The organism is [Actinomadura] parvosata subsp. kistnae (assembly GCF_900323885.1).
Lineage (GTDB): Bacteria > Actinomycetota > Actinomycetes > Streptosporangiales > Streptosporangiaceae > Nonomuraea > Nonomuraea composti.
The window spans coordinates 356,553-382,354 of record NZ_OOHJ01000015.1 but is presented as its reverse complement, the minus strand read 5'-3'; the positions used below and the strand labels follow the sequence as shown (position 1 = coordinate 382,354).

At 73.9% G+C, this 25,802-nt stretch carries 24 protein-coding genes; 13 read left to right on the top strand and 11 right to left on the bottom strand.

Annotated features, from left to right (window positions below):
• Positions 1-33 precede the first annotated feature (33 nt).
• Positions 34-681 carry a hypothetical protein gene (locus KIS93_RS16440; RefSeq protein WP_080036760.1) on the bottom strand — a complete coding sequence of 216 codons (648 nt, stop codon included), beginning with the start codon at positions 679-681 and terminating at the stop codon, positions 34-36.
• Positions 682-847: 166 nt separating this feature from the next.
• On the opposite strand from KIS93_RS16440, the gene KIS93_RS16435 reads away from it, so the two are divergent.
• Together KIS93_RS16435 and KIS93_RS16430 are read left to right on the top strand one after the other, a co-directional pair.
• Positions 848-2,098 carry a sensor histidine kinase gene (locus KIS93_RS16435; protein ID WP_080036761.1) on the top strand — a complete coding sequence of 417 codons (1,251 nt, stop codon included), beginning with the start codon at positions 848-850 and terminating at the stop codon, positions 2,096-2,098.
• Positions 2,095-2,796: a response regulator gene (locus KIS93_RS16430; protein WP_080036762.1), complete on the top strand. Its 702-nt coding sequence runs from the start codon at positions 2,095-2,097 to the stop codon at positions 2,794-2,796. The genes KIS93_RS16435 and KIS93_RS16430 overlap by 4 nt, the downstream gene beginning before the upstream one ends.
• 13 nt (positions 2,797-2,809) lie before the next feature.
• Here the strand turns inward: KIS93_RS16430 and KIS93_RS16425 are convergent, their stop codons facing one another.
• Positions 2,810-3,550 (bottom strand): GNAT family N-acetyltransferase, encoded by a 741-nt coding sequence (locus KIS93_RS16425; protein ID WP_186404268.1) that lies wholly within the window; start codon positions 3,548-3,550, stop codon positions 2,810-2,812.
• A gap of 114 nt (positions 3,551-3,664) precedes the next feature.
• Between KIS93_RS16425 and KIS93_RS16420 the strand changes: the two genes are divergently transcribed.
• The 6 genes from KIS93_RS16420 (at position 3,665) to KIS93_RS16395 (ending at position 8,900) form a co-directional block, all read left to right on the top strand.
• Positions 3,665-4,390 (top strand): class I SAM-dependent methyltransferase, encoded by a 726-nt coding sequence (locus KIS93_RS16420; RefSeq protein ID WP_080036763.1) that lies wholly within the window; start codon positions 3,665-3,667, stop codon positions 4,388-4,390.
• 92 nt (positions 4,391-4,482) lie between these two features.
• Complete coding sequence (locus KIS93_RS16415; RefSeq protein ID WP_080036764.1) at positions 4,483-5,022, top strand: dihydrofolate reductase family protein; 540 nt, start codon at positions 4,483-4,485, stop codon at positions 5,020-5,022.
• Positions 5,023-5,077: 55 nt separating this feature from the next.
• Complete coding sequence (locus KIS93_RS16410) at positions 5,078-5,437, top strand: hypothetical protein (RefSeq protein ID WP_080036765.1); 360 nt, start codon at positions 5,078-5,080, stop codon at positions 5,435-5,437.
• A 40-nt stretch (positions 5,438-5,477) separates the two neighbouring features.
• On the top strand, positions 5,478-7,724 hold the full coding sequence (secD, locus tag KIS93_RS16405) for a protein translocase subunit SecD (protein WP_080036766.1): 2,247 nt from the start codon (positions 5,478-5,480) through the stop codon (positions 7,722-7,724).
• An 89-nt stretch (positions 7,725-7,813) separates the two neighbouring features.
• Entirely contained in the window at positions 7,814-8,200 is a 387-nt protein-coding gene (locus KIS93_RS16400) for a VOC family protein (RefSeq protein ID WP_080036767.1), read from the top strand.
• A 13-nt stretch (positions 8,201-8,213) separates the two neighbouring features.
• The gene (locus KIS93_RS16395) at positions 8,214-8,900 is read left to right on the top strand and encodes a response regulator transcription factor (RefSeq protein ID WP_080036768.1); all 687 of its coding nucleotides are present in this window, start codon (positions 8,214-8,216) and stop codon (positions 8,898-8,900) included.
• A 9-nt stretch (positions 8,901-8,909) separates the two neighbouring features.
• Here KIS93_RS16395 and KIS93_RS16390 read toward each other — a convergent pair whose 3' ends face one another.
• Positions 8,910-9,686: an FHA domain-containing protein gene (locus tag KIS93_RS16390; RefSeq protein WP_080036769.1), complete on the bottom strand. Its 777-nt coding sequence runs from the start codon at positions 9,684-9,686 to the stop codon at positions 8,910-8,912.
• Between the two features lie 116 nt (positions 9,687-9,802).
• Between KIS93_RS16390 and KIS93_RS16385 the strand changes: the two genes are divergently transcribed.
• Positions 9,803-10,171, top strand: a complete 369-nt coding sequence (locus KIS93_RS16385) for a hypothetical protein (RefSeq protein WP_080036770.1) — start codon at positions 9,803-9,805, stop codon at positions 10,169-10,171.
• On the opposite strand, the gene KIS93_RS16380 is transcribed toward KIS93_RS16385, so the two are convergent.
• Positions 10,157-12,421 (bottom strand): SpoIIE family protein phosphatase, encoded by a 2,265-nt coding sequence (locus tag KIS93_RS16380; RefSeq protein WP_080036771.1) that lies wholly within the window; start codon positions 12,419-12,421, stop codon positions 10,157-10,159. The two genes, KIS93_RS16385 and KIS93_RS16380, sit on opposite strands and share 15 nt — an antisense overlap.
• 345 nt (positions 12,422-12,766) lie before the next feature.
• Positions 12,767-13,414: a TetR/AcrR family transcriptional regulator gene (locus KIS93_RS16375; protein WP_080036772.1), complete on the bottom strand. Its 648-nt coding sequence runs from the start codon at positions 13,412-13,414 to the stop codon at positions 12,767-12,769.
• Between the two features lie 103 nt (positions 13,415-13,517).
• On the opposite strand from KIS93_RS16375, the gene KIS93_RS16370 reads away from it, so the two are divergent.
• Positions 13,518-14,738, top strand: coding sequence for an SGNH/GDSL hydrolase family protein (locus KIS93_RS16370; protein ID WP_230465975.1), 1,221 nt, complete (start codon positions 13,518-13,520; stop codon positions 14,736-14,738).
• A gap of 65 nt (positions 14,739-14,803) precedes the next feature.
• On the opposite strand, the gene KIS93_RS16365 is transcribed toward KIS93_RS16370, so the two are convergent.
• Entirely contained in the window at positions 14,804-15,409 is a 606-nt protein-coding gene (locus KIS93_RS16365; RefSeq protein WP_080036774.1) for a TetR/AcrR family transcriptional regulator C-terminal domain-containing protein, read from the bottom strand.
• Between the two features lie 51 nt (positions 15,410-15,460).
• On the opposite strand from KIS93_RS16365, the gene KIS93_RS16360 reads away from it, so the two are divergent.
• The gene (locus tag KIS93_RS16360; protein ID WP_080036775.1) at positions 15,461-16,900 is read left to right on the top strand and encodes an FAD-dependent monooxygenase; all 1,440 of its coding nucleotides are present in this window, start codon (positions 15,461-15,463) and stop codon (positions 16,898-16,900) included.
• Positions 16,901-16,954: 54 nt separating this feature from the next.
• Here KIS93_RS16360 and KIS93_RS16355 read toward each other — a convergent pair whose 3' ends face one another.
• Together KIS93_RS16355 and KIS93_RS16350 are read right to left on the bottom strand one after the other, a co-directional pair.
• Positions 16,955-18,430 carry a S8 family serine peptidase gene (locus tag KIS93_RS16355; RefSeq protein WP_080036776.1) on the bottom strand — a complete coding sequence of 492 codons (1,476 nt, stop codon included), beginning with the start codon at positions 18,428-18,430 and terminating at the stop codon, positions 16,955-16,957.
• 35 nt (positions 18,431-18,465) lie between these two features.
• Complete coding sequence (locus KIS93_RS16350) at positions 18,466-18,714, bottom strand: hypothetical protein (RefSeq protein ID WP_155126462.1); 249 nt, start codon at positions 18,712-18,714, stop codon at positions 18,466-18,468.
• A 111-nt stretch (positions 18,715-18,825) separates the two neighbouring features.
• Here KIS93_RS16350 and KIS93_RS16345 point away from each other — a divergent pair, with 111 nt between their 5' ends.
• The gene (locus tag KIS93_RS16345) at positions 18,826-20,646 is read left to right on the top strand and encodes a glycoside hydrolase family 15 protein (RefSeq protein ID WP_080036778.1); all 1,821 of its coding nucleotides are present in this window, start codon (positions 18,826-18,828) and stop codon (positions 20,644-20,646) included.
• Positions 20,647-20,743: 97 nt separating this feature from the next.
• Entirely contained in the window at positions 20,744-22,141 is a 1,398-nt protein-coding gene (locus KIS93_RS16340) for a GH39 family glycosyl hydrolase (protein WP_222107489.1), read from the top strand.
• A gap of 33 nt (positions 22,142-22,174) precedes the next feature.
• Here the strand turns inward: KIS93_RS16340 and KIS93_RS16335 are convergent, their stop codons facing one another.
• The 3 genes from KIS93_RS16335 to KIS93_RS16325 are packed head-to-tail and all read right to left on the bottom strand — an operon-like array spanning position 22,175 to position 25,467.
• Positions 22,175-23,311, bottom strand: a complete 1,137-nt coding sequence (locus tag KIS93_RS16335; RefSeq protein WP_080036779.1) for a mandelate racemase/muconate lactonizing enzyme family protein — start codon at positions 23,309-23,311, stop codon at positions 22,175-22,177.
• On the bottom strand, positions 23,308-24,216 hold the full coding sequence (locus KIS93_RS16330) for a dihydrodipicolinate synthase family protein (RefSeq protein ID WP_080036780.1): 909 nt from the start codon (positions 24,214-24,216) through the stop codon (positions 23,308-23,310). Before KIS93_RS16330 ends, KIS93_RS16335 begins: the two co-directional genes overlap by 4 nt.
• Before the next feature lie 6 nt (positions 24,217-24,222).
• Positions 24,223-25,467, bottom strand: coding sequence for an MFS transporter (locus KIS93_RS16325; protein ID WP_186404267.1), 1,245 nt, complete (start codon positions 25,465-25,467; stop codon positions 24,223-24,225).
• Positions 25,468-25,802 lie beyond the last annotated feature (335 nt).

Genomic DNA, 25,802 nt, shown 5'->3' with positions numbered 1-25,802 from the left:
CCGTTCGTCCGGGAATCGGGCGGCCTGAGCCCGTCATGACCGCAGCCTGGACAGCGGCACGAGCACCATCAGCAGGGAGATCGCCCCCGCCGCGAACGCGGCCGACACTGCCACGAACATCGGCGGCAGGAAGAACGCCCCGACCGCGCAGCAGCCGCCCACCGCCGCCAGGCCGTGTCCGCCGAGCCGGCGCGCCTGCTCCACGCCAGGGACGAACCGCAGCGGGTCCAGCAGCGGGCGCGCCCGGCTCAGCCCCGCGATCAGCAGCCCGAACGCCACGGCGACGGTCACCTCCAGCGGGAAGGCGTGGCCGGCGGTCCGCAGCAGCACGCCGCCGTGGACGACGGCGAAGAACGGCGGCAGCACCACCAGGAACAGATCGGCCGACCGGCGCCGGGGCACGAGCGCCGCGGGCACCAGGCGGCGCAGCCGGTCGGCGACCAGGGCGCGGCCGACCATGAGCGTGCCGAGCAGCACCAGCGTCAGCGGGACCGCGGACACCAGCACGATCCTCGGCACCTGGCTGCCCATCCGTCCGGGCCGGGGCTCCCGCGTCGTCACCAGCTCCGGCAGCGAGTCGTAGACCGCGAAGGAGATCGCGACCGCCGCGGCCAGGCTCAGCGCGGTCACCACGACCCCCGCCCACGGCACGCCACCCGCTCGCCGCTCCGTCACCGCCATGACCGCCTCCTCTCCTCGCCTCGCCGACTACCGTGCTGTGAGCGTAGATCGCGAAGGCCGGGACGGATATCCGGCGCGGGTCATGTCACGTCATGTCTCACCATGACCGGCGTCACATGACTTTTGGCACCCTGTCAGGCGGGCGGTGGATGGTTATGCTCCGCATATGCGGCAGGCGCGATCGTTCCGGGACCTGAACGGCTGGGTGCGCTTCACCGACGACCGGCCGCCCCTGGTGTTCAGCGTGTTCTTCTGGGCCGCGGCCACGATCGCCGCGACGATCTACGGGTTCTCCTTCACCTCCATCGAACGCGCCGAGCTGTGGAGCTGGCCGCTGTTCGCCGTGCTCTTCTACGCCGGCGCCGCCGCCCTGCTGCCCGCGGCCGTGCTGTGGCGGGTCCTGCCCTGGCAGCCGGGGGCCTCGCCGGGCCGCAAGGCGGTGACGGTGGCGTTCCTGGCACTGACGCTGCCGCTCATGCTGTCGGGAGGGGTCGCGGGCCTGCTGATCGTCGGGCTGGCGGTCAGCAACGCGCTGCTCGTGCTCGGGCTGCGCGGCGCGCTGGCCTACACCGGCATCGCCGGCCTGCTCGGCTTCGTGATCGGCGCGCTCAACCCCGTCCAGACCCTGTTCGAGGCCGCCATGAACGGCCTGATCATGATCTTCCTCTGCCTGGTGCTGCTGCTGGGCGCGGTCGCCATGTTCGACTCCAGCCGGCGCGCCGAGGAGACCCGCCGCCTGCTCGCCGACCTCGAACAGGCCCACGCCGAGCTGGCCGGGTACGCGGCCCGCTCCCGCGAGCTGGCCATCGCCGAAGAGCGCGCCAGGATCGCCCGCGACATGCACGACTCCGTGGGCCACTACCTGACCGTCATCAACGTCGGCCTGCAGAACGCCCAGCGCTACCGCACCGCCCGCCCCGAGGCCGCCTGGGACGAGGTGCGCCAGGCCCAGGCGCTCACCCTGGAGGCGCTGAACGACACCCGCCGCTGGGTGCGCGCGCTCAAACCCCTGCGCATGGACGGCCGCACCGGCCCCGACGCGCTGCGGGCCCTGGCCGAGTCGTTCGGCTCGGCCGAGACGGGCGTCGCCTTCACCGTCACCGGCACCTGGCCCGACGTGGACGAGGGCCGCGAGCTGGTCTGCTACCGCGTCGTCCAGGAAGGGCTCACCAACGCGGTGCGCCACTCGGGCGCGCGGCACGTCGAGGTCGCCCTCGACTGCACGGCCGAACGCGTCGAGGTGACGGTCTCCGACGACGGCACCGGCGCCGCGCCCGGCACGACGGCGAACGGCTTCGGCCTGCGCGGGCTGCGCGACCGCCTGCGCGGCGTGGGCGGCGAGCTGGACGTGATCGACGGCGCAGGGCAGGGGTTCACCCTGCGCGCCACCGTACCGGTGCTGGGACGGGCCGGATGAGGCCGGGCGACGGCGCGGAGCCGATCCGGGTGATGCTGGTCGACGACCAGATCCTCATGCGGGAGGGCCTGCGCAAGCTGCTGGAGATCGAGCCGGGCATCGAGATCGCCGCCACCGCCGGCGGCGGCCAGGAGGCGCTGGCCTGGCTCGCCGGGGCCGTGGCCGGCGAGCGGCCGCAGGTCGTGCTCGTGGACGCCCGCATGCCCGGCATGGACGGCGTCGAGCTGGTGGCCCGGCTGCGCGCCGAGTTCCCCGGGCTGGCGCCGGTCATCCTGACCACGTTCGACGACGAGGACTACATCTTCGGCGGCCTGCGCGCCGGCGCGAAGGGCTACCTGCTGAAGGACACCCCGCCGGACGAGCTGGTCGCCGCGATCCGGCGGGCCGCGCGCGGCGAGACCGTGCTCGGCGGGGCGGCCAGCGAGCGGCTCGTCGCCCTGCTGCGCGGCGCGCCCGCCCCCTCGATCACACGGGCCCTCCAGGAGCCGCCGGGCGGGCTGTCGGAGCGCGAGTACGAGATCGCGCTGCTCATCGGCGCCGGGGCGGCCAACCGGGAGATCGCGCGCCGGCTGCACATCACGGAGGGCACGGCCAAGAACCACATTTCGAGCTGCCTGCGCAAGCTCGGCCTGCGCGACCGCACGCAGCTCGCGGTCTGGGTGTCGAGGCACGCGCCGCCCCTGAACGGCGCCACGTAGCAGGGCCGGCGGGTCAGGGGAGCGAGATGTGCAGGGCCTCGCCCACCCGGCGGTACCCGGTGCGGGCGTACACGCGCGCCGCCGCGTCGTCGGCCGGGGTGAGGAACGGCGTGCCGACCCCGGCCCCGGCCCCCTCGCGGGTCAGCAGCGCGGTGACCGCGCCCGCGATGCCGCGCCGCCGGTACGCCGGCGCCACCGCGATGCCGGCCACCTCGGCGACCCCTTCGTGCGGCCGGCCGAGCTGCCCGCCGCCCACGACCTGGCCGGAGACGGAGGCGGCGGCCACCAGCCCGCCGCCGTCCAGGACGTTGCGCAGCCGGGCCACGTCGTGCTCGGTGGCCTCCGGCGCGCCGAACGCCTCGTTCATCACCCGCGCCACCGCCCACAGGCCGGGGTCGTCGCTCACGAGCCGCACCCGCACGTCAGGCGGGACCGGCACGTCCACCACCTCGGCGGGCGGGCACACGAGCAGCGGGTAACGCCCCTCCGGGACGAACCCGGCGGCCAGCAGGGCGGCCTCCACCTCGGGCGAGGTCTGCGGCACGTACTCCAGCCGGGGCACCCGCGCGCGCTCGCGGAAGGCCGCCACCAGCGCCGCGACGTCGTCCGGCGTGGGCGAGGCGCCATCGTCGGGCACCGCGTAGTTGAACGGGCGGGCGTCGTCGCGCGCGTCGAACCTGATGAGGAACGGCCCGGACCGCACCGCGCCGGGCCCGGCCGCCGCCCTGAGGTAGGCGTGGACGGCGGCGCTCACCGGGCCGCGCCCGGCGCGGTGAAACGGGTGGTGAGGCGGGCGTGGGTGATCGTGAAGAGCATCGAACGAGGATAACCGTCCTTCATGTCCGCGAAATCCCTTTATCGTGGCCGCATGGCTGACGCGATCTTCGAGCATCCACGGCTGGCCGCCGTGTACGACCCCCTGGACCCCGACCGGAGCGACCTCGACGTCTACGCCGCCATCGCCGAGGAGCTGGGCGCCCGCCGCGTGCTCGACGTCGGCTGCGGCACGGGCACGTTCGCGCTGCTGCTGGCCGGCCGGGGCATGGAGGTGACGGGCGTGGACCCGGCCGGGGCGTCGCTCGACGTGGCCAGGGCCAAGCCGGGCGCCGAGCGGGTGCGCTGGATCCACGGTTACGCCACCGACGTGCCGCCGCTGGAGGCCGACCTCGCCACGATCACGGGCAACGCCGCCCAGGCCATCGTCGAGCCGGACGACTGGCGGGCCACGCTGGCGGCCGTGCGCGCGGCGCTGCGGCCCGGCGGGCACCTGGTGTTCGAGACCCGCGACCCGGCCAGGCGGGCGTGGCTCGGCTGGACCAAGGAGCAGACCCACCAGGTCACCGACGTCCCGGGCGTGGGCAGGGTCGAGCAGTGGCACGACGTGACCGACGTCAGCGGGCCGCTGGTGACCTTCCGGACGACCGTCGTCTTCACCTCCGACGGCGAGGTGCTGACCTCGCACTCCACGCTGCGCTTCCGCGAGCGCGCCGAGGTCGAGGCGGACCTGGAGGCGAGCGGCTACGTCGTGCGCGAGGTCAGGGACGCCCCCGACCGGCCCGGCAAGGAGTTCGTGTTCCTTGCGGAGCGACCGTAGGGAAGGCGCCGTAAGAATATCGGCAGGATTCGGTAAGCGGCCGTCGCCATGCTCTCCTCATCGACCACGAGGAACGACCTGAGGAGCACACGATGAGGAAGCTCGTCGAATCCACCTTCGTCACGCTGGACGGCGTCATCAGCGACCCGCACGTCTGGGGCCCGCCGTACTGGGACGCCGAGCACAACGCCTACTCGGCGAAGCTGCTGTTCGGCGCCGACGCGCTGCTGCTGGGCCGCGAGACGTACGAGGGCTTCGCCGAGGCGTGGGGCGCCCGCTCCGGCGACGAGTACACCGACCGGATCAACGGCCTGCCCAAGTACGTCGCCTCCACGACGCTGAAGGAGGCCACCGCCTGGAACGGCAACCTGATCGAGGGCGACGTGGCCACCGCCGTGGCGGAGCTGAAGCGGCAGCCGGGGCAGAGCATCCTCAAGTACGGCAGCGGCGTGCTCGACCGCACGCTGATCGAGCACAAGCTGATCGACGAGCTGCACCTGTGGATGTTCCCGGTGGTGGCCGGCGGCGGCGACCGGCTGCTCGACGGCCTCGACCTCACCCACTTCGAGCTGCTGGACTCGACCCGCTTCACGTCGGGCATCATCGTCCTGACCTACGGGCTCAAGTCGTAGGGGCACGGCCGGCCACGGCCCGCTAGGGTGGGTGGTCGGTCAGGGGAGGGGTGACATGCGCGCGAGGCTGCCCGCCGTCCTGCTCCTCCTCCTGTCGTGGTTCCTGCCCGCCACCGCCCACGCGCAGGCCGCCCAGCAGGCGGCCGCCGTGCACGCCGCGGTCTGGCGGGCCGAGCAGCAGCAGTCGGGGGCGCGGCAGCTCCCGTACCCGGGGCCCGACCTGCGCGCCTGGCAGGGGCAGACGGGCGCGGCGGGCACCGGGGGCACGGGAGGCACGGCCGCGGCGCTCGCGGCCGAGCCGTCCGGCGCACGCCCGGCGTGGGCCGTCGTCGTCCCTCCGGCCTCCCTCGACGTCCCGCAGGCCCGGCGGCCCCGGGCGTCGGGCGCGCGGGCGCCTCCCTCCACAGGGCACTGAAGATCCCTTTTTCCTGATTTTCAAGCCTGTGGAGGCTTCCATGTTCCGTGCGCCGTTCTGGCGTGCGGTGACGGCGGCTGCCGTCATCGTGATCTCCTTGATCGTCACTCTCGCCGCCGCGCCGCGCCTGGGCCTGGACCTGCGCGGCGGCACCCAGCTCGTCTTCGAGACGAGGAGCACCCCCACCGTCCGGGCCGACGCCGCCGCCACCGACCGCGCGCTCAACGTGCTGCGCCAGCGGGCCGACGCGCTCGGCGTCGTCGATCCCACCCTGGTCCGCTCCGGCGAGCGGCGCATCATCGTCGAGCTGCCGGGCGTGCTCGACCCGAGGCAGGCCGCCGAGGTGATCGGCCGCACCGCGCAGCTCGCCTTCCACCCCGTGCTCGGCGCCGCCGAGCCCGGCGACAAGACGGCGGTGCCCGACGAGAGCGGCGTGCCGCTCAAGCTCGGTCCCGCCGCCATCACCGGCGACGGGGTGAGCGACGCCACCGAGCAGAGCGACCCCCAGCGCGGCCCCGGCTGGTGGGTCAGCCTCGACTTCCGCGAGCAGGAGCCGTGGCGGCGGCTCACCGGAGAAGCGGCCTGCAAGCCGCAGGGCGACCCGGCGCGCCGCATCGCCATCGTCCTCGACCGGGAGATCATCTCCTCGCCGCCGCTCGACCCGTCCATCCCGTGCCGCACCGGCATCCCCGGCGGCAGCGCCGAGATCACCGGCTCCTTCACCCACGAGGAGGCGCGCGACCTGGCCGTGCTCATCAAGGGCGGCGCGCTGCCCGTGCCGCTCGACCTGGTCGAGCAGCGCACGGTCGGCCCGACGCTCGGCGCCGCCGCCATCGAGGCCAGCGCCCAGGCCGCGATCGCCGGGCTGGTCCTGACCGCCGCGTTCATCGTGGCCGTCTACCGCCTGGCGGGGCTCCTGTCCGTGGCCGCCCTGCTCTGCTACGGCCTCATCTCGTACGCGGCGCTGGTCGCGATGGGCGCCACGTTCACGCTGCCGGGCCTGGCCGGGTTCGTGCTGGCCATCGGCATGGCCATCGACGCCAACGTGCTCGTCTTCGAGCGGGCCAGGGAGGAGTACCAGCAGGCGCCCGGCCGCGGGCTGCGCAGGGCGCTCGACCGGGGCTTCAGGAACGCCTGGAGCGCCATCGCCGACTCCAACGTGACCACCCTGATCGCCGCCGGGCTGCTGTTCTGGCTGGCATCGGGCCCGGTCAAGGGGTTCGGCGTGACGCTGGCCGTCGGCGTGCTGGCCTCGCTCGTGTCGGCCATGCTCATCACCCGCGTGCTCACCCAGGCCGTGATGGGCCGCGTCGGTCCCCGCCTGTCCGGGCTCGGCTCGGCCGGCTCCGTGCGTACGTGGCTGACGCGCAGGAACCCGCGGCTCATGCGGCGCCCGAAGCTCTGGCTGGCGATCGCGGGCGGGCTGGCGGCGGTGGCCGTCGCCGGGCTCGTGGCGCGCGGGCTGAACTTCGGCGTCGAGTTCACCGGCGGCCGGCTCGTCGAGTTCGCCACCTCCAAGCCCATCCCGGCCGAGGCGGCGGGGGAGGCGGTCGCGCGGGCCGGGTTCCCCACCGCCGTGGTGCAGGCGGGCGACGACGGCGTGTCCGTCCGCGCCGCGCGGCTCGGCCTCGACGAGGTGGCCAGGATCGAGCAGGCGCTGGAGGCCCACGGCGGCGAGGTGACCAAGCGCAGCGAGGAGTTCATCGGCCCCAGCCTGGGCGAGGAGCTGCGCCGCAACGCGCTCGTCGCGCTCGGCGTGGCCGTGGCCCTGCAGCTCGCCTACCTGGCGGTCAGGTTCCGCTGGACGTTCGGCACGGCGGCCGTGCTGGCGCTGCTGGTGGACGTGATCGTGGTGGCGGGCCTGTTCGCGTGGCTGGGCAAGCCGATCGACGGCGTGTTCCTGGCCGCCATGCTGACCGTCGTCGGGTACTCGGTCAACGACAAGGTGGTGGTGTTCGACCGGGTCAGGGAGCTGTGGGCGGCCCGCCGCCGCGAGCCGCTGGCGCTCGCGGTGAACGGCGCCGTCCTGCAGACCATGCCGCGCACCGTGAACACCGGGCTCGGCGCGCTGTTCATCCTGCTCGCGCTCATGGCCTTCGGCGGCGACTCGCTGCGGGACTTCGCGATCGCGCTGGTGACCGGGATCGTGACGGGCACGCTGTCGTCCGCGTTCGTGGCCGGGCCGGCGGCGATCCTGCTCGGCCGCTTCGACCGCCGCCCGGCCCCCGAGCCGGCCGAACCCCGCCGCCCCGCCAGGGAACCGAGGGGCTCGGGCGCCGTGGTGTGACGCGGGCCCCGCCGGGGCGGGTGATCTTCCGGATCCCGGGCTTTCCCGATCCGGGGCTTCCCCGGCCCGGCGTGGGGAACAGGTTCGGCATGGAGGTGCTGAGCAGTCGCGTGCTGTTGCGTCCCCGTGACCCCACGCGCAGCCGCCGTTTCTACGCCGACACCCTCGGGCTGGCCGTCTACCGCGAGTTCGGCCCGCCCGAGCATCCCGGCGTGGTCTTCTTCCTGGGCCAGGGCTTCCTGGAGCTGTCCGGGTCCTCGGAGGAGGCGGGCGGGCCGGGCATGCGGCTCTGGCTGCAGGTGCGCGACGCGGCGCAGGAGGAGAAACGGCTGCGCGAGGCGGGCGTCACCGTGCTGCGCGAGGCGCGCGAGGAGCCGTGGGGGCTGATCGAGGCGTGGATCGCCGACCCCGACGGCCACCGCATCGTCCTGGTCGAGGTCCCGGCCGGCCACCCCCTGCGCCGCGACCCCCGCTGACCGGAGCCCGCCCATGACCGCTTACCGCATCCTCGCCGTGGACGACGACTGGGCGATCCTGCGGGCGCTGTGGCGCGGCCTGCGGCTGGAGGGCTTCGCCGTGGACACCGTCGACGCGGGGCCGCTCGCGCTCGACCGCGTGGACAAGGCCCCGCCCGACGCGATCGTCCTCGACGTCACGCTGCCCGGCATGTCGGGCGTCGAGGTGTGCGCGCGGATCAGGGCGGCGGGCACGCGGATGCCCGTCCTGATGCTGGCGGAGCGGGACGACGTGGACGGCCGGGCGGCCGCGCTCGCGGCGGGCGCCGACGACTGCGTGCTCAAACCGTTCGACCTGTACGAGCTGGCCCGGCGCCTGCGCGCACTCCTGCGCCACGTCGCGCCCCATGCCGCCGCCCGCGCCCCGGTCACGGTCGGCCCGCTCACCGTCGACCCGGCCACCCGCCGGGTCACCCTCGGCGGCGCGGAGGTCGAGGTGACGCGGCGCGAGTTCGACCTGCTGGAGGTGCTGGCCCGCAACGCCGGCATCCCCATGTCCCGCACCCTGCTCCTGGAACGCGTCTGGGGGTACGACTTCGAGATCGGCGCCGGCCCGCTCGACCCGCTCGCCGGCTCCCTGCGCCGCAAGCTGGAGGCGTCCGGCCACCCGCGCATGCTGCACACCGTGCGCGGGGCGGGCTTCATGCTGCGCGAGCCGTGACGCCATCCGTCACCCCACGGGCCCGCCGGGGTCGTCCTCCAGCAGGTCGAGGTCCGGGGGCACCAGCGTCGTCGACTCCACCAGGCCGCGCAGCAGGTTGTGCAGGAGGTTGTCCGACGGGCCGCCCGCCGCCTTGTCGTGGGTCAGCGGGTACGGGAAACCGGCCGCGTCCAGGCGTCGGCGCACGCCCTCGATCCGGTTCTCGATCCTGCGCTCCCGCCAGTCGCCGTCCGGCCGCAAGCAGGCGAGCTCTTCGGCCGCCTGCCGGTACGACAGGGGGCGCGGCCCCTCCTCGTACAGCAGGTACCGCCGGCCCAGCACCACCAGCAGCAGCCGCTCGTCGTCGTCCAGCGGCCACCTGCGCGGCGGCTGCGTCTCCGCCCGCCGGCGCGGCGCCCGATCCGCGTCGTGGCCCGTGACGTACAGCTCCACCAGGTGCTCGCGGAAGCCGGACCCGCGCACGAACACCGGCGTGTACCCCGGCGCCAGCGGGATCGCCTCCGTCGTCGCGTGCATCAGCCGGCCCCGGGGCAGGCGCAGGAGCTGACGGCCGGTGTTGCGCAGCCACCAGCGGTGCTCGCGGTAGGTCAGCTCGCCGTGACGGCGGCTCACCCACAGGTCGTCCTCGCCGACGCACAGGTCCACGTCGGGCCGCTCGCCCCGGCCGAACCGCACGGTCAGGCCGGGCCTCGGCGGCATCGCGACGCCGCCGTTGACGCTGCGGGCGTGCAGCGTGCCGGGCGCGGCGGGCGCGACGCCGCGCGCGAGGCTCCCCGGGACGTCCATCGCACTCCTCCCTCTCCTGGAACTTCCGTACCCAAGCTTGCCCGCTCCTTCCCGGGACCGGTCCCGGCGCGGCCGTCGCACACTGGATGCCCCGCACATGGAGAGCAAGGAGGATCATGTCCCGCACGATCAGGAGCGCCGCCCTGGCGGTGGCCGCCGCCCTCGCCATCGTCCCCGCCGTCACCCCGGCGGCCACCGCAGCCAGCACAGCTGCCGCCAAGCCGAACCTGCGCGCCTGCTACGACGGCAGGTGCAACCTCACCCTCACCAAGAGCGTCTCGTTCCGGGTCAGCCCCCGGTTCGGCATCACCCGGCTGGCCATCTCCTTCGACTCCTCCACCGTCCACGTGAAGGGCACCGCGCGGGGCGCGATGTCCCAGGTGTTCCTCAGTGAGGGCGCGACGGGCTCGGTCAACAACATCGGCGTGCGCGTGGTGTCGCTCTCCTCCGGCAAGGCGGTGCTGCGGCTGTCAGCCCGCCGCTGAGCCGGACGCGGCGCGCAGGAGCAGCACGGCGATGTCGTCCGTGCGCCGCTCCAGCGTGGCCGGCTCGATCAGCGTCTCCGCCAGGTCGTGCAGCGGCCGGCCGGCGGCGGGACGGAAGCGGCGGGCCAGGGCGGCGATGGCGTCGCCCAGGTCGAGGCCCGGCTCCTCGATGAGGCCGTCGGTGTAGAGGGCCAGGACGTCGCCGGGCTCGATGGCCAGCTCCGTGGTGGCGTACTCGGCGCGGGGGTCGATGCCGAGCAGCAGGCCGGGGGAGGTGTCGACGACCCGCGCCGGGGCGCCGGGCCGGCCCAGCACCGGCGGCAGGTGCCCGGCGCTGGCCAGGCGCGCGGTGTGCCGGCGCAGGTCGAGGCCGACGTACAGGCAGCTGGTGAAGCGGTCGGGCGCCAGCTCGACGAGCAGCCGGTTGGTGTGCGCCAGCACGTCGCCGGCGCTGCCGCCGGCCGAGGCGTGCGCGCGGATGGCGGTGCGCACCTGCCCCATGAGCGCGGCGGCGGTCACGTCGTGCCCCTGCACGTCGCCGATGACGGCCGCGGCCATGGTGTCGCTGAGGCGGATCAGGTCGTAGAAGTCGCCGCCGATGTCCATGCCGGGGGTGGCGGGCACGTACCTGGCGGCCACGTCGAGGCCGGGGACGTGCGGGAGCGTGTGCGGCAGCAGGCTCGACTGCAGGCACTGGGCGAGCTGGTGCTTGACGTCGTAGAGCCGGGCCCGCTCGAAGGCCTGCGCGATGAGGCCGGTGAGCGCGGTGAGCGTGGCCCGCTCGTCGGTGCTGAACCGGTGGGGCCGGTCGTAGGCCAGGACGCACGTGCCGATGGGCTGCCCCGACGTGACCAGCGGCAGGAACGCCCACGCGCACATGCCGTCGGAGCGGATCGCGTCGGGGTAGGTGGCGCGCAGTTGGTCCCACGTCGAGAAGAACGCCGGCTTGGCCGCGTCGAACGGCTGGTTCTCGGGCGCGACCGGGATGACCGGGCGGCCGTCGAACTCGTCCACGGCCTGCCGGCTGTAGCCGCGCGAGGCGGCCACGCGCAGCCGCCCGCCCTTCGCGGTGAGAATGGCCAGCGCCTGCACGTTGTAGACCGGCATGACGTGGTCGGCGACCAGGTCGAGCACCTCCTGCGCGGTCACCGCGCGGGCGAGCGCGGTGGCGAGGTTCAGGATCTCGTGCACCGCGATGACGCGCAGCGCCCGGTCCCCGCCGACGACGGGATCGAGCGTGACCTCCCCGGACGACACCCCGCCGGTCGAGGTCCCGGTCGCGGCGCTGGACGCGACGCCGGGCGTGATGCGCAGGGTGATGCCGGACAGGCCCGGATACAGCCAGAACGTCAGCCGCCGCCCCGCCGGGCTGCGGCTGACGAAGTGGGTGGTCTGCAGGCTGATGATGGCGGCGCGGTAGCGGTCCTCGTACGAGGGGTCGGCCAGCCACGGCAACACCTCCCACAGCCGCCGGCCGAGCAGCGCGGACGGCGCCACGCCGAGCAGGTCGGCGGCCGGGGCGCTGACCAGCGTCGCCCGGCCCTCGACGTCCAGCACGCAGTACCCCTCCGGCAGCCGGTTGAGGCATTCCAGCGCGACGAGGCCGGCCCGGCCGTCGGCGGCGTGCGCGGTGCGCGGGCCGAGCAGCCGCGGTCGCGGCCCGGCCTGGACCGGCCGCCCCCGCCGGGCGCCGTCGCGGACGAGGTCGCCGATGGCGGTGCGGGTCCGGTCGATGACGTCGTACTGGCGATTGGTCAGCCCGGACACGTACCCGGCCGGCCACAACAGCAGGAGCCCGCCCCGCACCTCGCCGCCGGAGCAGCGGATCGGCGACAGAGCGGCGGCGAACGGGTACGGCAGGGCCAGCGCCGCCGCGGGGAACTCGCGGGCCAGGTGCTCGCGCCCGCTGATCCAGATGAGCCGCCGCTCGCGCACCGCGACGGCGATCGGCACGGGGTCCTTCGTCCTGACCCTGGCCCAGGCGCGGGCGATCGGTGCGGGCAGGCCGACCTCGGAGACCATCTGCAGCACCTGGCCGCTGTCGTCGAGCAGGTAGACGGCGCCGATGTGCGCGCCGGTGCTGACGACGGCGTCGATCAGCAGCTCGTCGAGGCGGGCCGCGCCGTCGGCCGGCTCGTCCGGGTGGTGGCACGAGCCGCTTGCCGGCTCGTCCGGGCGGGACGCGCCGCTCGCCGGCTCGTCCGGGCGGGACGGGCCGTTCGCTGTCGCCGGGGCGTCGTCCGTCGGCACCGCGTCAGCAGGCTTCGCTCACGCGCGGTGAGCCCGCAACCCCATCGAAACCCCCCATACGGGCAGGTTACACGCAGACCTGTAGGGATTTGGTTACGTTCCGCCCATGGAGTGACAGGTCGGCGGCGCCGGTTTCCGTGACCCGTGAACCTCCCCGGCCGCTGGCCCGACTGTGCTGGGTGACAAGCCCGACCACGGAAAGAGGATCACCATGGCGCACAACCCGAAGCTCATCCGCCGCCGGTTCGGCGCGGCAGGCGTGACCGCGGCGGCCGCGGTCGTCGCCGTGCTTCTCCTGGCCGGTCTGATCCTGCTGCTGAGCTGAGAGCGCGGCTTCGCCGGACCCTAGAGGCCGGGCACCCGCTGCCCGGCCTCCGGCTCGGGCAGGCCCAGCCCGCGCCCGAGAAGCTGGTGCAGGTGGGCGCGGAAGCGGCGCAGCTGGCGCTGGTCGTCGATGCCGCGCCGCACCCCGCTCCCGTCCAGCACGCCGCTGACCACGAACGCGTGGGTGCACCAGATCAGCGTGTACGTGGTGTGCAGCGGGTCCGCGCCGGCCGGGGCGGCGAGCGTGTCCACGCCCTCCACCACGTACTGGGTCAGCGGCTGGGCGTTCTCGGCCTCCAGGCTGACGATGTCGCTGGCGTCGGACAGCCACCGGTGCATCCAGAGCGCGGGCATCTCCGGATGGGCCACGCACAGGTCGAGGTAGCCGTCGATGAAGTCGTGCAGCGCCCGCGCCCGCCGCTCCGGCGGCGCCGCCATCAGCGCGTCGACCCGGGGCCGGATGCCCTCGGCGAGCACGTTGCGGGCCTGCTCCATGACGGCCAGGTAGAGCTCGCGCTTGGTGGGGAAGTGGGCGTGGATCTCCTCCTGGCCCACCCCGGCCGCCTCGGCGACCTGCGCGACGGAGGAGCAGTCGTAGCCGAGCGCCGCGAACAGCCTGGTGGCGGTCCGCAGAATCAGCTCCCGCCCGCCGTCGTCCGCAGAGTCCATGGTGGCGACCTTAGGCGGGAAGGGTGCGCGGACCTATGACTTGATCGACAAGTGCCGGTAAAAACGCGACCCGGCCGCGAGCGTCGGCGAAACATTCGCTAGGGTGCCGAAAGTTTTGACGACCGACCAGTGGAGCGCCCTCATGTCCGTCTCGCACCCGTCCGGCCGCTGGGTCACCACGTGGACGGCCATGCCGCAGCTCACCGAGCCGGACAACATGCCGCCCCCGCCGTACGCCAAGGAGGGCCTGAGCCTGGCCGACACGACGCTGCGGCAGACGCTGCGCGTCACGCTCGGCGGCGACCGGCTGCGGCTGCGGCTGTCCAACGCGTTCGGGGGCGCGCCGCTGCCGATCACTCGCGTGGCCGTGGCGCTGCCGGCCGGCGGGGCGGGCGCGAGCGGCATCCGGCCGGAGACCTCCCGGCCCGTGACGTTCTCCGGCCGCGACTCCACCACGGTCCCGCCCGGGGCGCACGTCGTCTCCGACCCCCTGGAGTACGACCTGCTCCCCGGCTCGGTGCTGGCCGTCACCGTCCACCTCGCCCACGGGCTGGCCTCCTCCGCCCTCACCTCGCACCCCGGCTCCAGGACCACCTCCCACCTGGCCACCGGCGACCACGTGAACGCCGCCGGCCTGCCCGCCGCCACCCCGGTCGACCACTGGTACCTGCTCAGCGGCGCCGAGGTCTGGGCCGGGCCGGACGCGGCCACGCTCGTCCTGCTGGGCGACTCGCTGACCGACGGCAGAGGCTCCACCACCAACGGCAACGACCGCTGGCCCGACCGCCTCTTCGACCGGCTCCCGGCCGGCGTCGCCGTCGCCAACCAGGGCGCGGGCGGCAACCGGGTGCTGAACGACGGCCTCGGCCCGAGCGCCCTGGCCCGCCTCGACCGGGACGTCCTCGCCCAGAGCGGCGCCCGCTGGCTGCTCGTCTTCGAGGGCGTCAACGACCTCGGCACCGCCCCCGCGACCCGGGCCGGCCAGCGGCAGGTCGTGGCGGACCTGCTCGCTGCCTACGAGCAGATCGCCGTCCGCGCCCGCGCCAAGGACCTGCTCGTGTACGGGGCCACGCTGACGCCGTTCGGCGGCAACGACCCGTACGACGACCCCGACGGGCACCGGGAGGAGGCCCGGCAGGCGGTCAACGCGTGGATCCGCGACGCGGGCGCGTTCGACGCGGTGGTCGACTTCGACCGGGCGGTGCGTGACCCGGCCGCGCCCCGCCGCCTGGCCGCCGCCTACGACGAGGGCGACCACCTCCACCTGAGCCCGGCCGGCTACCGCGCCCTGGCCGAGGCCGTGCCTGTCTCGCTGTTCGCCTAGAGACGGGGCCGTGCCTCTCACGCTGTTCGCCTGGAAAACGAGGCCGGCCTTCACTCACCGTCTCGTCAGACGAGGATGCGGTCGAGCCCGTCCTCGAACCGCTCGTCGAACGTGCCCTCCACGAGGTGGCCGACCGCCTCGGCGAGGGCGGGGTAGGAGCCGGCGGCGACGGCGGCGCGCAGCCGGTTCCCGTCGGCTCCCGTCGCCCCCTGCTCCTCCTGCGTGAGCCCCAGCGTGAAGTAGACCAGGGCGCTCAGCGTCCAGGCGGCCTGCCGGGGCGTCGCGCCGCCGGAGGCCAGGGCCGCGACGACCGCGTCCGCGAAGCGGAGGGTGGCGGGCTCGGCGGCGTAGGTGCCGGCCACCAGCGCGGCGCCGTCGCGGTGGCGCAGCAATGCCGCGCGGTAGCGCCGCATCAGCTCCCTGGCCCGCTGCGGCGCGGCCGCCGGCAGCCCGTCGAGCGGGATGCCGGCCACGACGGCGTCGGCCATCAGCTCCAGGAGCCTGGACTTGGTCTTGACGTGCCAGAGCACGGTGTTCATCCGCACGCCGAGCAGGCCCGCGACGGCCCGCGTGGAGACGGCGTCCAGCCCCTGATCGTCGAGCAGCCGCAGGGCCGCCGCCACGACCGTGCGGGGCTCCAGGCGGTCGGCCCCAGGTTGCCTTTTGGTCACTGACCTAGTTTACTCGCCTCACTGAATTGGTCACCGACCAAGGGAGGAACGATGGACCCCGTCATCGTCGTCGGCGCCGGGCCGACCGGGCTGTGGCTGGCCGCCGAGCTGCGGCTGCACGGCGTACCGGTGACCGTGCTGGAGACCCGCGAGGAGCGCGACCCGCACTCCAAGGCGGTCACCATTCACCCCAGAACGCTGGAGGTGCTCGCCATGCGCGGCATCGCCGGCCGCTTCCGCGCCGCCGGCCTGCCGATCCCGACCGGGCACTTCGGCGGGCTGCCCCAGCGCCTCGACTTCGGCGTGCTGGACACCGCGTACCCGTTCACGCTGTTCCTGCCGCAGGCCGACACCGAGCGGCTGCTGGAGGAGCACGCGCGGGAGCTGGGCGCCACCGTGCTGCGCGGCCACCGCGTCACCGGGCTGGAGGAGCGGGCCGACGCGGTGACCGTGCTGGCGGAGGGACCCGGCGGGACGTACCGGCTGCGGGCCTCCTACGTGGCCGGCTGCGACGGCACCCGCAGCACCGTCCGGCAGGCGGCCGGCATCGCCTTCCCCGGCACCGAGCCGAGCGTCTGGGGCTGGCTGGGCGACGTCGTCCTCGACGAGCCGCCCGCCGGGCCGCTCAGCGCGGCCGGCGAGCACGGCGGCGTGATGGTGGTGCCGCTGCCGGGCGGCGTGCACCGGTTCGTCGGCGCGACCGCCGACGACCTGCGCCCCGGCCACCCGGGCGAGCTGACGTTGGAGGAGCTGCGGGCCAAGGTCGTGCGCGTGCTCGGCACCGACTTCGGCATGCGCGATCCGCGCTGGCTGTCCCGCTTCGGCAACGCCGCCCGCCAGGCGGAGACGTACCGGCGGGGGCGGATCGTGCTCGCGGGGGACGCGGCGCACATGCACTTCCCCGCCGGCGGGGTCGGGCTCAACGTCGGCGTGCAGGACGCCGCCAACCTCGGCTGGAAGCTGGCCGCCACCGTCCGCGGCACCGCGCCCGCCGGCCTGCTCGACACCTACCACGCCGAGCGCCACCCCGTCGGCGCCGAGCTGCTGCGCCACACCATGGCCCAGACCGCGCTCATGACCGCGATCTCCGACGACGGGCGGGCGCTGCGCTCGCTGCTCAGCTCGCTCCTCACCGAGGTGCCCGAGCTGTCGCGCACGCTGGCCGAACGGCTGGCCGCGCTCGACGTGCGCTACCCCCCGTCCGGGCCGGGCCCGGCCCACCCGCTGACCGGCACCCGCGCCCCCGACCTGCCCTTCGCCGACGGGGCCGGGACGCTGTACGGGCTGATGCACGCGGGCCGCCACGTCCTGCTGGACCTGACCGGCGACGCCGAGCTGCCGCAGCTCCCGCACGCCGACCCGCACCGCGCCCGCCTCGCCGATCCGGCCGGAGCGTGGGCGACGGTACGGGCCGTGCTGGTGCGCCCGGACGGCCACGTCGCCTGGGCCGGCGATCAGGCAGGCGCCCCGCCCGCCGACACCTGGGCGTGACCCTCGCGGGAGCGCCGGGCGACGACCTGCCCGGCGCCCCCGCGAGGCGGGGGCTCAGCGGGGCGGCGGGAGCGTGTTCAGGTTGCGCGGGGTGACCGAGCGGGCCAGCCGGTACGCCGCCTCCGCGTCCACCAGCCCCGCCCCGGTGGGCCCGTCGTAGCCGTCGCCGGCCACCTGCCCCATGGCGCTCTTGCCGTCGACGACGTCCCGGGCCGACGCCTTGAGCACGGCCTTGACCAGGTCGGGCGAGAGGCCGGGCTGGGCCTGCTTGAGCAGCGCGCACACCCCGGCCACCTGCGGGGAGGCGGCGCTGGTGCCGCTGATCACGGCCCAGCCGTCGTCGGGCGCGGTGCCGTCCTTGGCGGGGTAGCCGGGCCCGGCGAGGCTGGTGTCGATCTCGTCGCCGGGCTCGACGGGCAGCACGATGTAGATCGCGCGGGGCGCCTTGCCGACCAGGCCGCACACGTCGGGCACGTGCCGCCCGGCGTAGATGAGGCTGTCGAAGCTGCTGGCGTAGTCGGACGCCTCCAGCTTGAAGTCCCCGTTGACCTGCGTCTCGTCCACGAACACGCCGCCGACGGAGATCACGTCGGGCATCATGCCGGGGAAGGCGACGTGCCCGTTGCCGGCGGAGAAGCAGACGGTGATGCCGCGCTCCCGCACCGCCTCGACGACGGCGAGCTCCAGCGGGCGCAGGAAGTTCGGCAGCGTGTCGAGGCCGGGCAGGTGGTAGCCCCAGCTGTTGGTCATGACGGCGGGCGACAGGTCGGAGGCCGTCTTGAAGGCGAGCGTGGCGTTGGCGCCCATCTTGACGCCGACGAAGTCGACGTCGCGGGCACTGGCGAAGATGTTGGCCGCCTCGGCGGTGCCGTGCCCGTGCTCGTCGCGCTGCACGCGGGTCGCGTCGGGGGCGAGGGTGGCGTTGAAGTTGTAGCCGTGGTGGTCGTAGAAGGGGTGCCGGTAGAAGCCGGTGTCGGGCATCGCGACCAGCACGCCCCGGCCGGTGATGCCCCGGTCGTGCACGGCGTGCGCGCGCAGCAGGAGCGCGACGTCGTCGGGCACCCGCAGGTGGTGGTAGGCGACGCGGGGCGGGATGGGGGAGGCGAAGAAGCGCGGCGGCGGCTGCGGGTAGGCCCGCTCGATGTACGGCTCCAGGTCCTGCGGCATCGTGAACGGCTCGCCGCTGACGTGCGCGAGGTAGGGCACCTGGGGGCCGGCGGCGGCGGTCACGTCCGGCGGGCGGCCCTCCAGGTCGGCCTGGCGCACCTCGACGTGCGTGTGGAACGTGCTCTCCCACAGCGACCTCGGGCCCTCGGCGCTGATGGAGAAGGTCCCGACGTGCCGTACGGTGAAACCCTTGGCCTGTAACGCGCTCGCGGTGCGCTCGGCGAGCCCCGGCGCCGGCCTGAGCTGCTCCAGACCGGTGCTCTGAGTGGCGGAGGACTCGGCGAACATCGAGGCCCCGCTGTCCGGCCGCAGGGCCGCCTCGAAGTAGACGGTGTCCTCCCGGCGCTCGGTCATCGTGGTCATGTCGCTCCTTTGCGGAAGAGGACCGGGGGCGGCCGTCAAAGAGCGTGCAGGTCCGGTGGCTCCGCGAAGTGCACGCCGACCACGAGCTCGCCCAGCTCCCCCGGAACCTCCACCTGGGGCAGGCCGAACGCCTGCTCCCAGACCTGTTTCGGCGCGCGCACGCTGATCGTCGTCCCGATGTGGAGCACCTTGAAGCCGAGGCGCGTCAGGGCGGTGGCCACCTGGCGTTGCCGGCCGGGCACCGCTTCGACCTCGGCCGAGAGAATGTCACCCTCAGCGGCCATGCCCCCAGGGTCCACCCGCCCCCGCGCCCGCGACACCGGGGGTGACTCAGGGATAACCCCTGCGTTCCATCGGCCGGTCCTGGGGCACTGGACCGACCAGGGGGTGCACCGATGCGGATCGAGGACTACGCGCTGATCGGCGACATGCAGACCGCCGCCCTCGTGGGCAGGAACGGCTCGATCGACTGGCTGTGCCTGCCCCGCTTCGACTCGGCGGCCTGCTTCGCCGCGCTGCTCGACGACCCGCGCGCGGGCCGCTGGCTGCTGGCCCCCGCCGACGCCGACGCCACCGCGCGGCGCCGCTACCGGCAGGACACGCTCGTGCTGGAGACGACGTGGGAGGCCGAGGGCGGGTGCGTGCGGGTGCTCGACTTCATGCCGCCGCGCGTCGAGGCGCCCGACGTCGTGCGCATCGTCGAGGGCGTGCGCGGCCGGGTCGAGATGCGTACGGAGCTGGCGCTGCGCTTCGACTACGGCAGCATCGTCCCCTGGACGAGGCAGGACGGCGGAGAGCTGGCCGCGGTCGCGGGCCCCGACTCGGCCTGGCTGGACGCGCCCGTGCCGCTCGACGAGGGCACGGGTGAGGGCACAGGCGAGGGCACGGGCGAGGGCACGGGCGTCACCGCGGCGCGCTTCTCGGTCGCGGCGGGCGACCGGCTGCCGTTCGTGCTGACCTGGCAGCAGTCGTGGCTGCCCCGCCCGGCCCGGGTCGACGCGTTCACCGCGCTGGACGACACCGAACGCACGTGGACGGGCTGGCTGCGCGACTGCACCTACCAGGGCAGCCGGTACGGCGACGCCGTGCGGCGCAGCCTGCTCACCCTGAAGGCGCTCACCTACGCGCCCACCGGCGGCCTGGTCGCCGCGCCCACCACGTCGCTGCCCGAGGAGATCGGCGGCACCCGCAACTGGGACTACCGCTACAGCTGGCTGCGCGACGCCTCGTTCACGCTGCGCGCCCTGCTGCAGGCCGGCTACGAGGACGAGGCGCGGGCCTGGCGCGACTGGCTGCTGCGCGCGGTCGCGGGCGACCCGGCCGACCTGCAGATCATGTACACGCTCGACGGCACCCGCCGCATCCCCGAGTGGCGGGCGGAGTGGCTGCGCGGCTACGAGGGCTCCCATCCGGTGCGCGTCGGCAACGCCGCGTACGCCCAGGTCCAGCTCGACGTCTACGGCGAGGTCCTCGACTGCCTGTACCAGGGCAGGCGGGCCGGCCTGCACCACGACGACGCCGCCTGGGACCTGCAGCGCGCCCTCATGGACTACCTGGAGGGCCACTGGCGCGACCCCGACCACGGCCTGTGGGAGGTGCGCGGCCCCCGCCGCCACTTCACCCACTCCAAGGTGCTCGCCTGGGTCGCCGCCGACCGCATGGTCCGCACGGTCGAGTCGGGCGACCACGGCGGCCCGGCCGGCCGGTGGCGGGCGCTGCGCGAGGAGGTCCACCGCGAGGTGTGCGAGCACGGCTACGACGCGGAGCGCAACACGTTCACCCAGTTCTACGGCTCCCGCGGGGTGGACGCGGCGCTGCTGCTCATCCCCAGGCTCGGCTTCCTGCCGCCGTCCGACCCACGCGTGGCCGGCACGGTCGAGGCCGTGCGGCGCGAGCTCGGCAGGGACGGGCTGGTGCTGCGCCACCGCCACGACCTGGACAACCTCGACGAGCTGACCGGCGGCGAGGGCACGTTCCTGGCCTGCTCGTTCTGGCTGGCCGACGCGCTGGCCCTGATGGGCAAGGGGGAGGAGGCGCGGGAGCTGTTCGAGCGGCTGCTGGGCCTGCGCAACGACGTGGGGCTGCTGGCGGAGGAGTACGACACCGCGCGCCGCCGCCAGGTCGGCAACTTCCCCCAGGCGTACAGTCACCTGGCCGTGGTCAACACGGCGGCCGCGCTGGAGGCCGGCGCTCCGGTTTCGACCACCGAACGATAACGATTACCTGTGAAAGTCGCCCCCCGATATGCCCCCTTTAGCCCACGCATGGAACGCTACGAGCGGCATGCTCAAAGTGGAATCGGGTGAGAATCGGGTGGCAACGACTAGCGGGGGATCGTTCTGGCGCAGGCTCGGCCGGGCGACGGGGGTCGCCACGATGGCCGTGACGATGGCCGGGATCATGGCCGGGTGCGGCAGCGTCGGCGTGGCGGAGCAGGGGCCGCCGGCCGAGCGGCCGACCGAGCGGCCGACCGAGGCCGCGGCGGAGACTCCGGCGCAGAGCCAGGCGGCCACGCCGCCGAAGGTGGACGAGGGCTGGCCCCGCTGGGGCTTCACGCACACGGGCGTCAGCGCCAACAACATCACCCGGGAGTTCGAGCAGGTCGTCGCCGGGGAGCTGGCCCGCACGCCGATGCTGCAGAACCAGCACATCATGGGCTTCGGCGCGCTGAACCCCGAGCCGTACCCGGGCCAGTACTACTGGGAGGACCTCGACAGCCGCATGAACCTCATGCGGCAGTCGAAGGCCACGCCGGTCATCACGCTGTGCTGCGCGCCCGACTGGATGAAGGGCGGCCCCGAGGGCCCCACGGAGGAGTCGGCGTGGGGCGAGCACCTGGAGGACGCCCCCTACCCCGAGCACTTCGACGACTTCGCCAAGCTCGCGGCCGCGGTCGCCGAGCGCTACAAGGACGTCAAGTACTTCATGGTGTGGAACGAGTTCAAGGGCTTCTGGAAGGACCACGCCAAGCCCGCGGACTACAAGGGCTACACCGAGATGTACAACAAGGTCTACGACGCGGTGAAGAAGGTCCGGCCGGACGCCCAGGTCGGCGGCCCGTACCTCGGCTTCGACAGCAACGCGCGGGGTGACACGGAGCTGCGCGGCGAGTGGGGGGTCGTCAACCAGAACGTGCTCGACGCCTTCAATTACTGGTTCGAGAACAAGAAGGGCGCCGACTTCATCGTGGTGGACGGCGCCTCGGTCACCGACGCGCACGAGCAGCTCCCGGACGAGTTCGGCGCGGTCGACAAGTTCGCCGACGTCACCAAGTGGCTGCGGGAGAAGACCGGCGACATGCCGATCTGGTGGTCGGAGTGGTACTTCGAGCCGGAGGACGGCAGCACGAACTGGGCGGAGCCCAAGCGGCTCGCCGTGCAGGCCACCTCCATGATCGCGTTCGTGAACAGCGGCGCCGCGACCGCGCTCTACTGGAACCCGCAGGCCAAGGAGGGCGCCTGCAAGGGCTGCCTGTGGGATCCGCGCAGCGGCTCCGAGACGCAGTCGGGGCGGCTGCTGAGCGACTTCGTCACGTACTTCCCGGCCGGCGTGCGGCTCGACCCCGTCACCTCCTCCGAGCCCTCCGTCAAGGTGCTGGCCCAGCCGGAGCGGCTCCTGCTGGTCAACACCAGCGACGGCGAGGTCACCACGACGGTGGACGGCAAGGAGTACACGCTGAAGGCGTACGAGATCAAGTGGAGCGCCCGCTGACCGGCGGCCCCGCGAGCGCTCCAGCGGCCTGACTCAGACGTACCCCGTGGAGCCGTCCGGCCGGATCGGCAGGACGCGCTCCCAGCGCACGTAGTCGTCGGCGCCCAGCACCGACTCGTCGATCTCCACCCCCCAGCCGGGCCGGTCGGGGCGCAGCTCCAGGTACCCGTCCACCGGCAGGTACGGGTCGGGGCACCAGGTGGTCTCGCACGGCTTGTACTCGACCAGCTTGAGCCCGTGGTGCGCGGCGGCGAAGTGCACGTTCACCGCCGTGGCCAGCGGGCCCATCGGGTTGTGCGGGGCCACGCTCGCGTAGTGCGCCTCCGCGATCGTGGCGATCCTGCGCATCTGCGCCAGCCCGCCGACCACGCACACGTCCGGCTGCACGATGTCGGCGCCGCCCGCTGTCAGCAGGGCCAGGAAGTCCTGCGGCAGGAACAGCGACTCGCCGGTCGCCAGCGGCACCTGGAGCTGGGCGCGCAGGTGCCCCCAGGCCGGGATGTACTCCGGCCTGATCGGCTCCTCGAACCACAGCGGGTCGTACGGGGCCAGCGCGTTGCCGAGCTGGATCGCCTGGCGCGGCTCGAAGATGCGGGCGTGCGCCTCGAACGCGAACTCCCACTCGTCCGGATGGATCGAGCGGATCTGCGCGAAGTAGTCGGCCGCCTCCTTGACCACGTTGCCCCAGCGGCCCGCGTACAGGTCGCGCCGGTACGGGCTGAGCTTGAACGCGGTGAAACCGTACCGGTCGTGCAGCTCCTGGGTCAGGTCGCGGCAGGCGGGCGGGTCGGGCGCGGTGTAGACGCCGCAGTAGACGGGCACGCGGTCGCGGACGTTGCCGCCGAGCAGCATGTAGACCGGCAAGCCGGCCGCCTTGCCCGAGATGTCCCACAACGCCTGGTCGATGGCCGCGATCGCGGCCAGCCCGATCGCGCCTGGCGGGAAGCGCGCCTCCTGCAGCAGCCGCCGCACGACGTACTCCACCCGCCGCGGGTCCACGCCCTCGATCTGCTGGAACATGTACTCCAGCACCGGGATCAGCGCGTGGTCGGGGCCGTGGTTGTACGCCTCGCCCCAGCCGGACACCCCCTCGTCGGTCTCCACCTTCACCAGCAGGCGCGGGCGGACGTCCACCCGCTGCATGTACGTCCGCAACGCGGTGATCTTCACGCGATCCCCTTCTCGTGCCAGGCGGCCAGGATCGCGGCCACCTCCTCCCGTACGGCGGCCGGCAGCGCCCGGCTCGGCGGGCGCACCTCGCGGCGGCAGAGGCCGAGCTGCGCCAGCGCCTCCTTGACCACGGCCACGTTGTCGGCGGAGGCGTCCGTGCCGCGCAGCTCCTCGAACCTCCTGATCAGCTCCCACACCTCCATGGCGGCGGCCTGGTCGCCGGCCCGCAGCGCGTCGCGCATGCGCAGCGTCAGCCCGGGCGCCGCGGTGACGAGCCCGGAGGTGAAGCCGCGCGCGCCGACCGCCCAGTACGCCGGCGTGTACGGCTCCGCCAGCCCGCACAACCACGCGAACCGCGCCAACCCGGCATCCCGCGCCACCGACGCGAACCTCACCGGATCGGGCACCGCGTACTTGACGCCGACGACGTTCGGGCACGCCTCGCCCAGCCGCGCCAGCTCCGCGCCGGTGATGCGCGGGCTGCGCACGTACGGCACCACGCCCAGGTCGGGCACGGCCTCGGCGATCTGCCGGTGGTAGTCCACCCACCCCTCGGCCGCCACGTACGGGTGCACCGGCTGGTGCACCATCACCGCCCGGGCGCCGTGGTCGCGGGCGTGCCGGGCCGCCTCGATCGCGGAGAACGCGTCGAGCCCGACCCCGGCCAGCACGATCGCGTCGCCGCCGGCCGCCCGCGCCGTCGACTCCAGCATCCGGCGCCGCTCGTCGGGGGTGAGCGCGTAGAACTCGCCGGTGTTGCCGTTCGGCGTGATCACCTTGACGCCGGCGTCGACGAGGCGGCGCACCAGCTTGGCGTTCGCGTCGAGGTCGACGGCGCCGTCCGCGTCGAAGGGCGTCACGGTGACGGCCGCGACGTCGTTCAGCTTCTCGATCAGGGACTGCACCTCGGCTCAACCTCTGCTCTCTGCGGGGATGTTCTCGTTCAGCGGCCTGACCTTCACCACGAATCCGTAGATCAGCGTGCCCAGGATGGCCATCACCCCGGCGAACAGCATCGGGCCCGTGTAGGAGTTGCCGCTCAGCGTCAGGAAGAACCCGATGAGGATCGGGCTGACGATGTTGCCGATCTGCGAGCCGAAGTTCTGGAAGCCGGCGACCGACCCGACGACCGAGGGGGCGGGGGCGACCTCGACGGGCAGGCTGAGGATGGCGGCGCCGGCGAAGGAGTGGGCGCAGTTGCTGATCGACAGCAGCACCATCACGGCCACGTTCCCGTCCACGAACGTGGTCAGTGCGATCGACGAGGCCAGCAGCATGCCGGTGATGATGGGCAGCTTGCGGGCGCGGGCGATGGGCACGCCGCGGCGGACCAGCCAGTCGGAGAACGCGCCGCCCGCGATCGTGGCGCCCACCGCGAGCAGCGACGGGATCGAGCCGAACACGCCCAGCTCCAGGATCGAGAAGCCGCGGTCCTCGACCAGGTAGCTCGGATACCAGGTGAGGAAGAACGCGCCGGTCGCCGAGCGGCAGATGTAGCCGAGCACCAGCCCCCACACGGTGGGGTAGCGCAACAGCTCCACCCAGCGCATGCGCGGCCCGCTCTCGGGCACGGCGGCGTCGCCGCCCTCGATGTAGTCGAGCTCGGCCTGCGAGATGCGCGGGTGCTCCCGCGGCGAGCGGTAGATCATCCACCAGCCGATCACCCAGAACAGGCCCGCCACGCCGATCACCACGAACGCCGCGCGCCACCCGAAGGCGGCGATCAGCGCGGTGACGACCGGCACGGACAGGGCCACGCCGACCTGCTGCCCGGTGTCGAACAGGCTGGAGGCCAGCGCCCGCTCCCTGCGCGGGAACCAGGTGGCGACCACCTTGATGTTGGCCGGCTGCACGGGGGCCTCGCCGATGCCGAGGCCGAGCCGGGTGATCAGCAGCGTGCCGACGCCGTGGGCCAGGGCCGTCGCGGCCGTCCACAACGACCACCACACGACGGCGATCGGGTAGATGAGGCGGGGGCCGAAGCGGTCGAGCAGCCACCCGGAGGGCAGCTGGAAGATCGCGTACGTCCAGAAGAACGAGCTGAGCAGGATCCCTTTCACGGTCTGGTCGAAGCCCAGCTCGTCCTGCATGTAGGTGCTGGCGACGCTGAGGGCGGAGCGGTCGAGGTAGGCGATGGTCAGGCCGAGGCCGGACATCGTGATGATCGTCCAGCGGAGCCGGGACCGTGCGCGTCGCGCGGTCGCGGGCACCGCCGGGGCGGGTGTCGCGGAGTTAGACTGCATTCGAGCTCCAGGCTGCAGGTCAGTGCAGTGGTCACGCCGGGCCGCCGGCTCGTGAGCCCGCCGGGCGCCGCGCCAACGGCGTCCTGACGGGGATCCGTCCGGTCCGGGTGTTCGAGTGAACGGAGCCGCTTCGCCGGTGTGGTCCGTGGCCGCGGGCCACACCGGACGGCGCGGTTACGGGTTTCCCCTTCCTGACATGGGTGAAGTCCTAATTAACGGGACTGTAACCCAAACAGCGGTCATATACG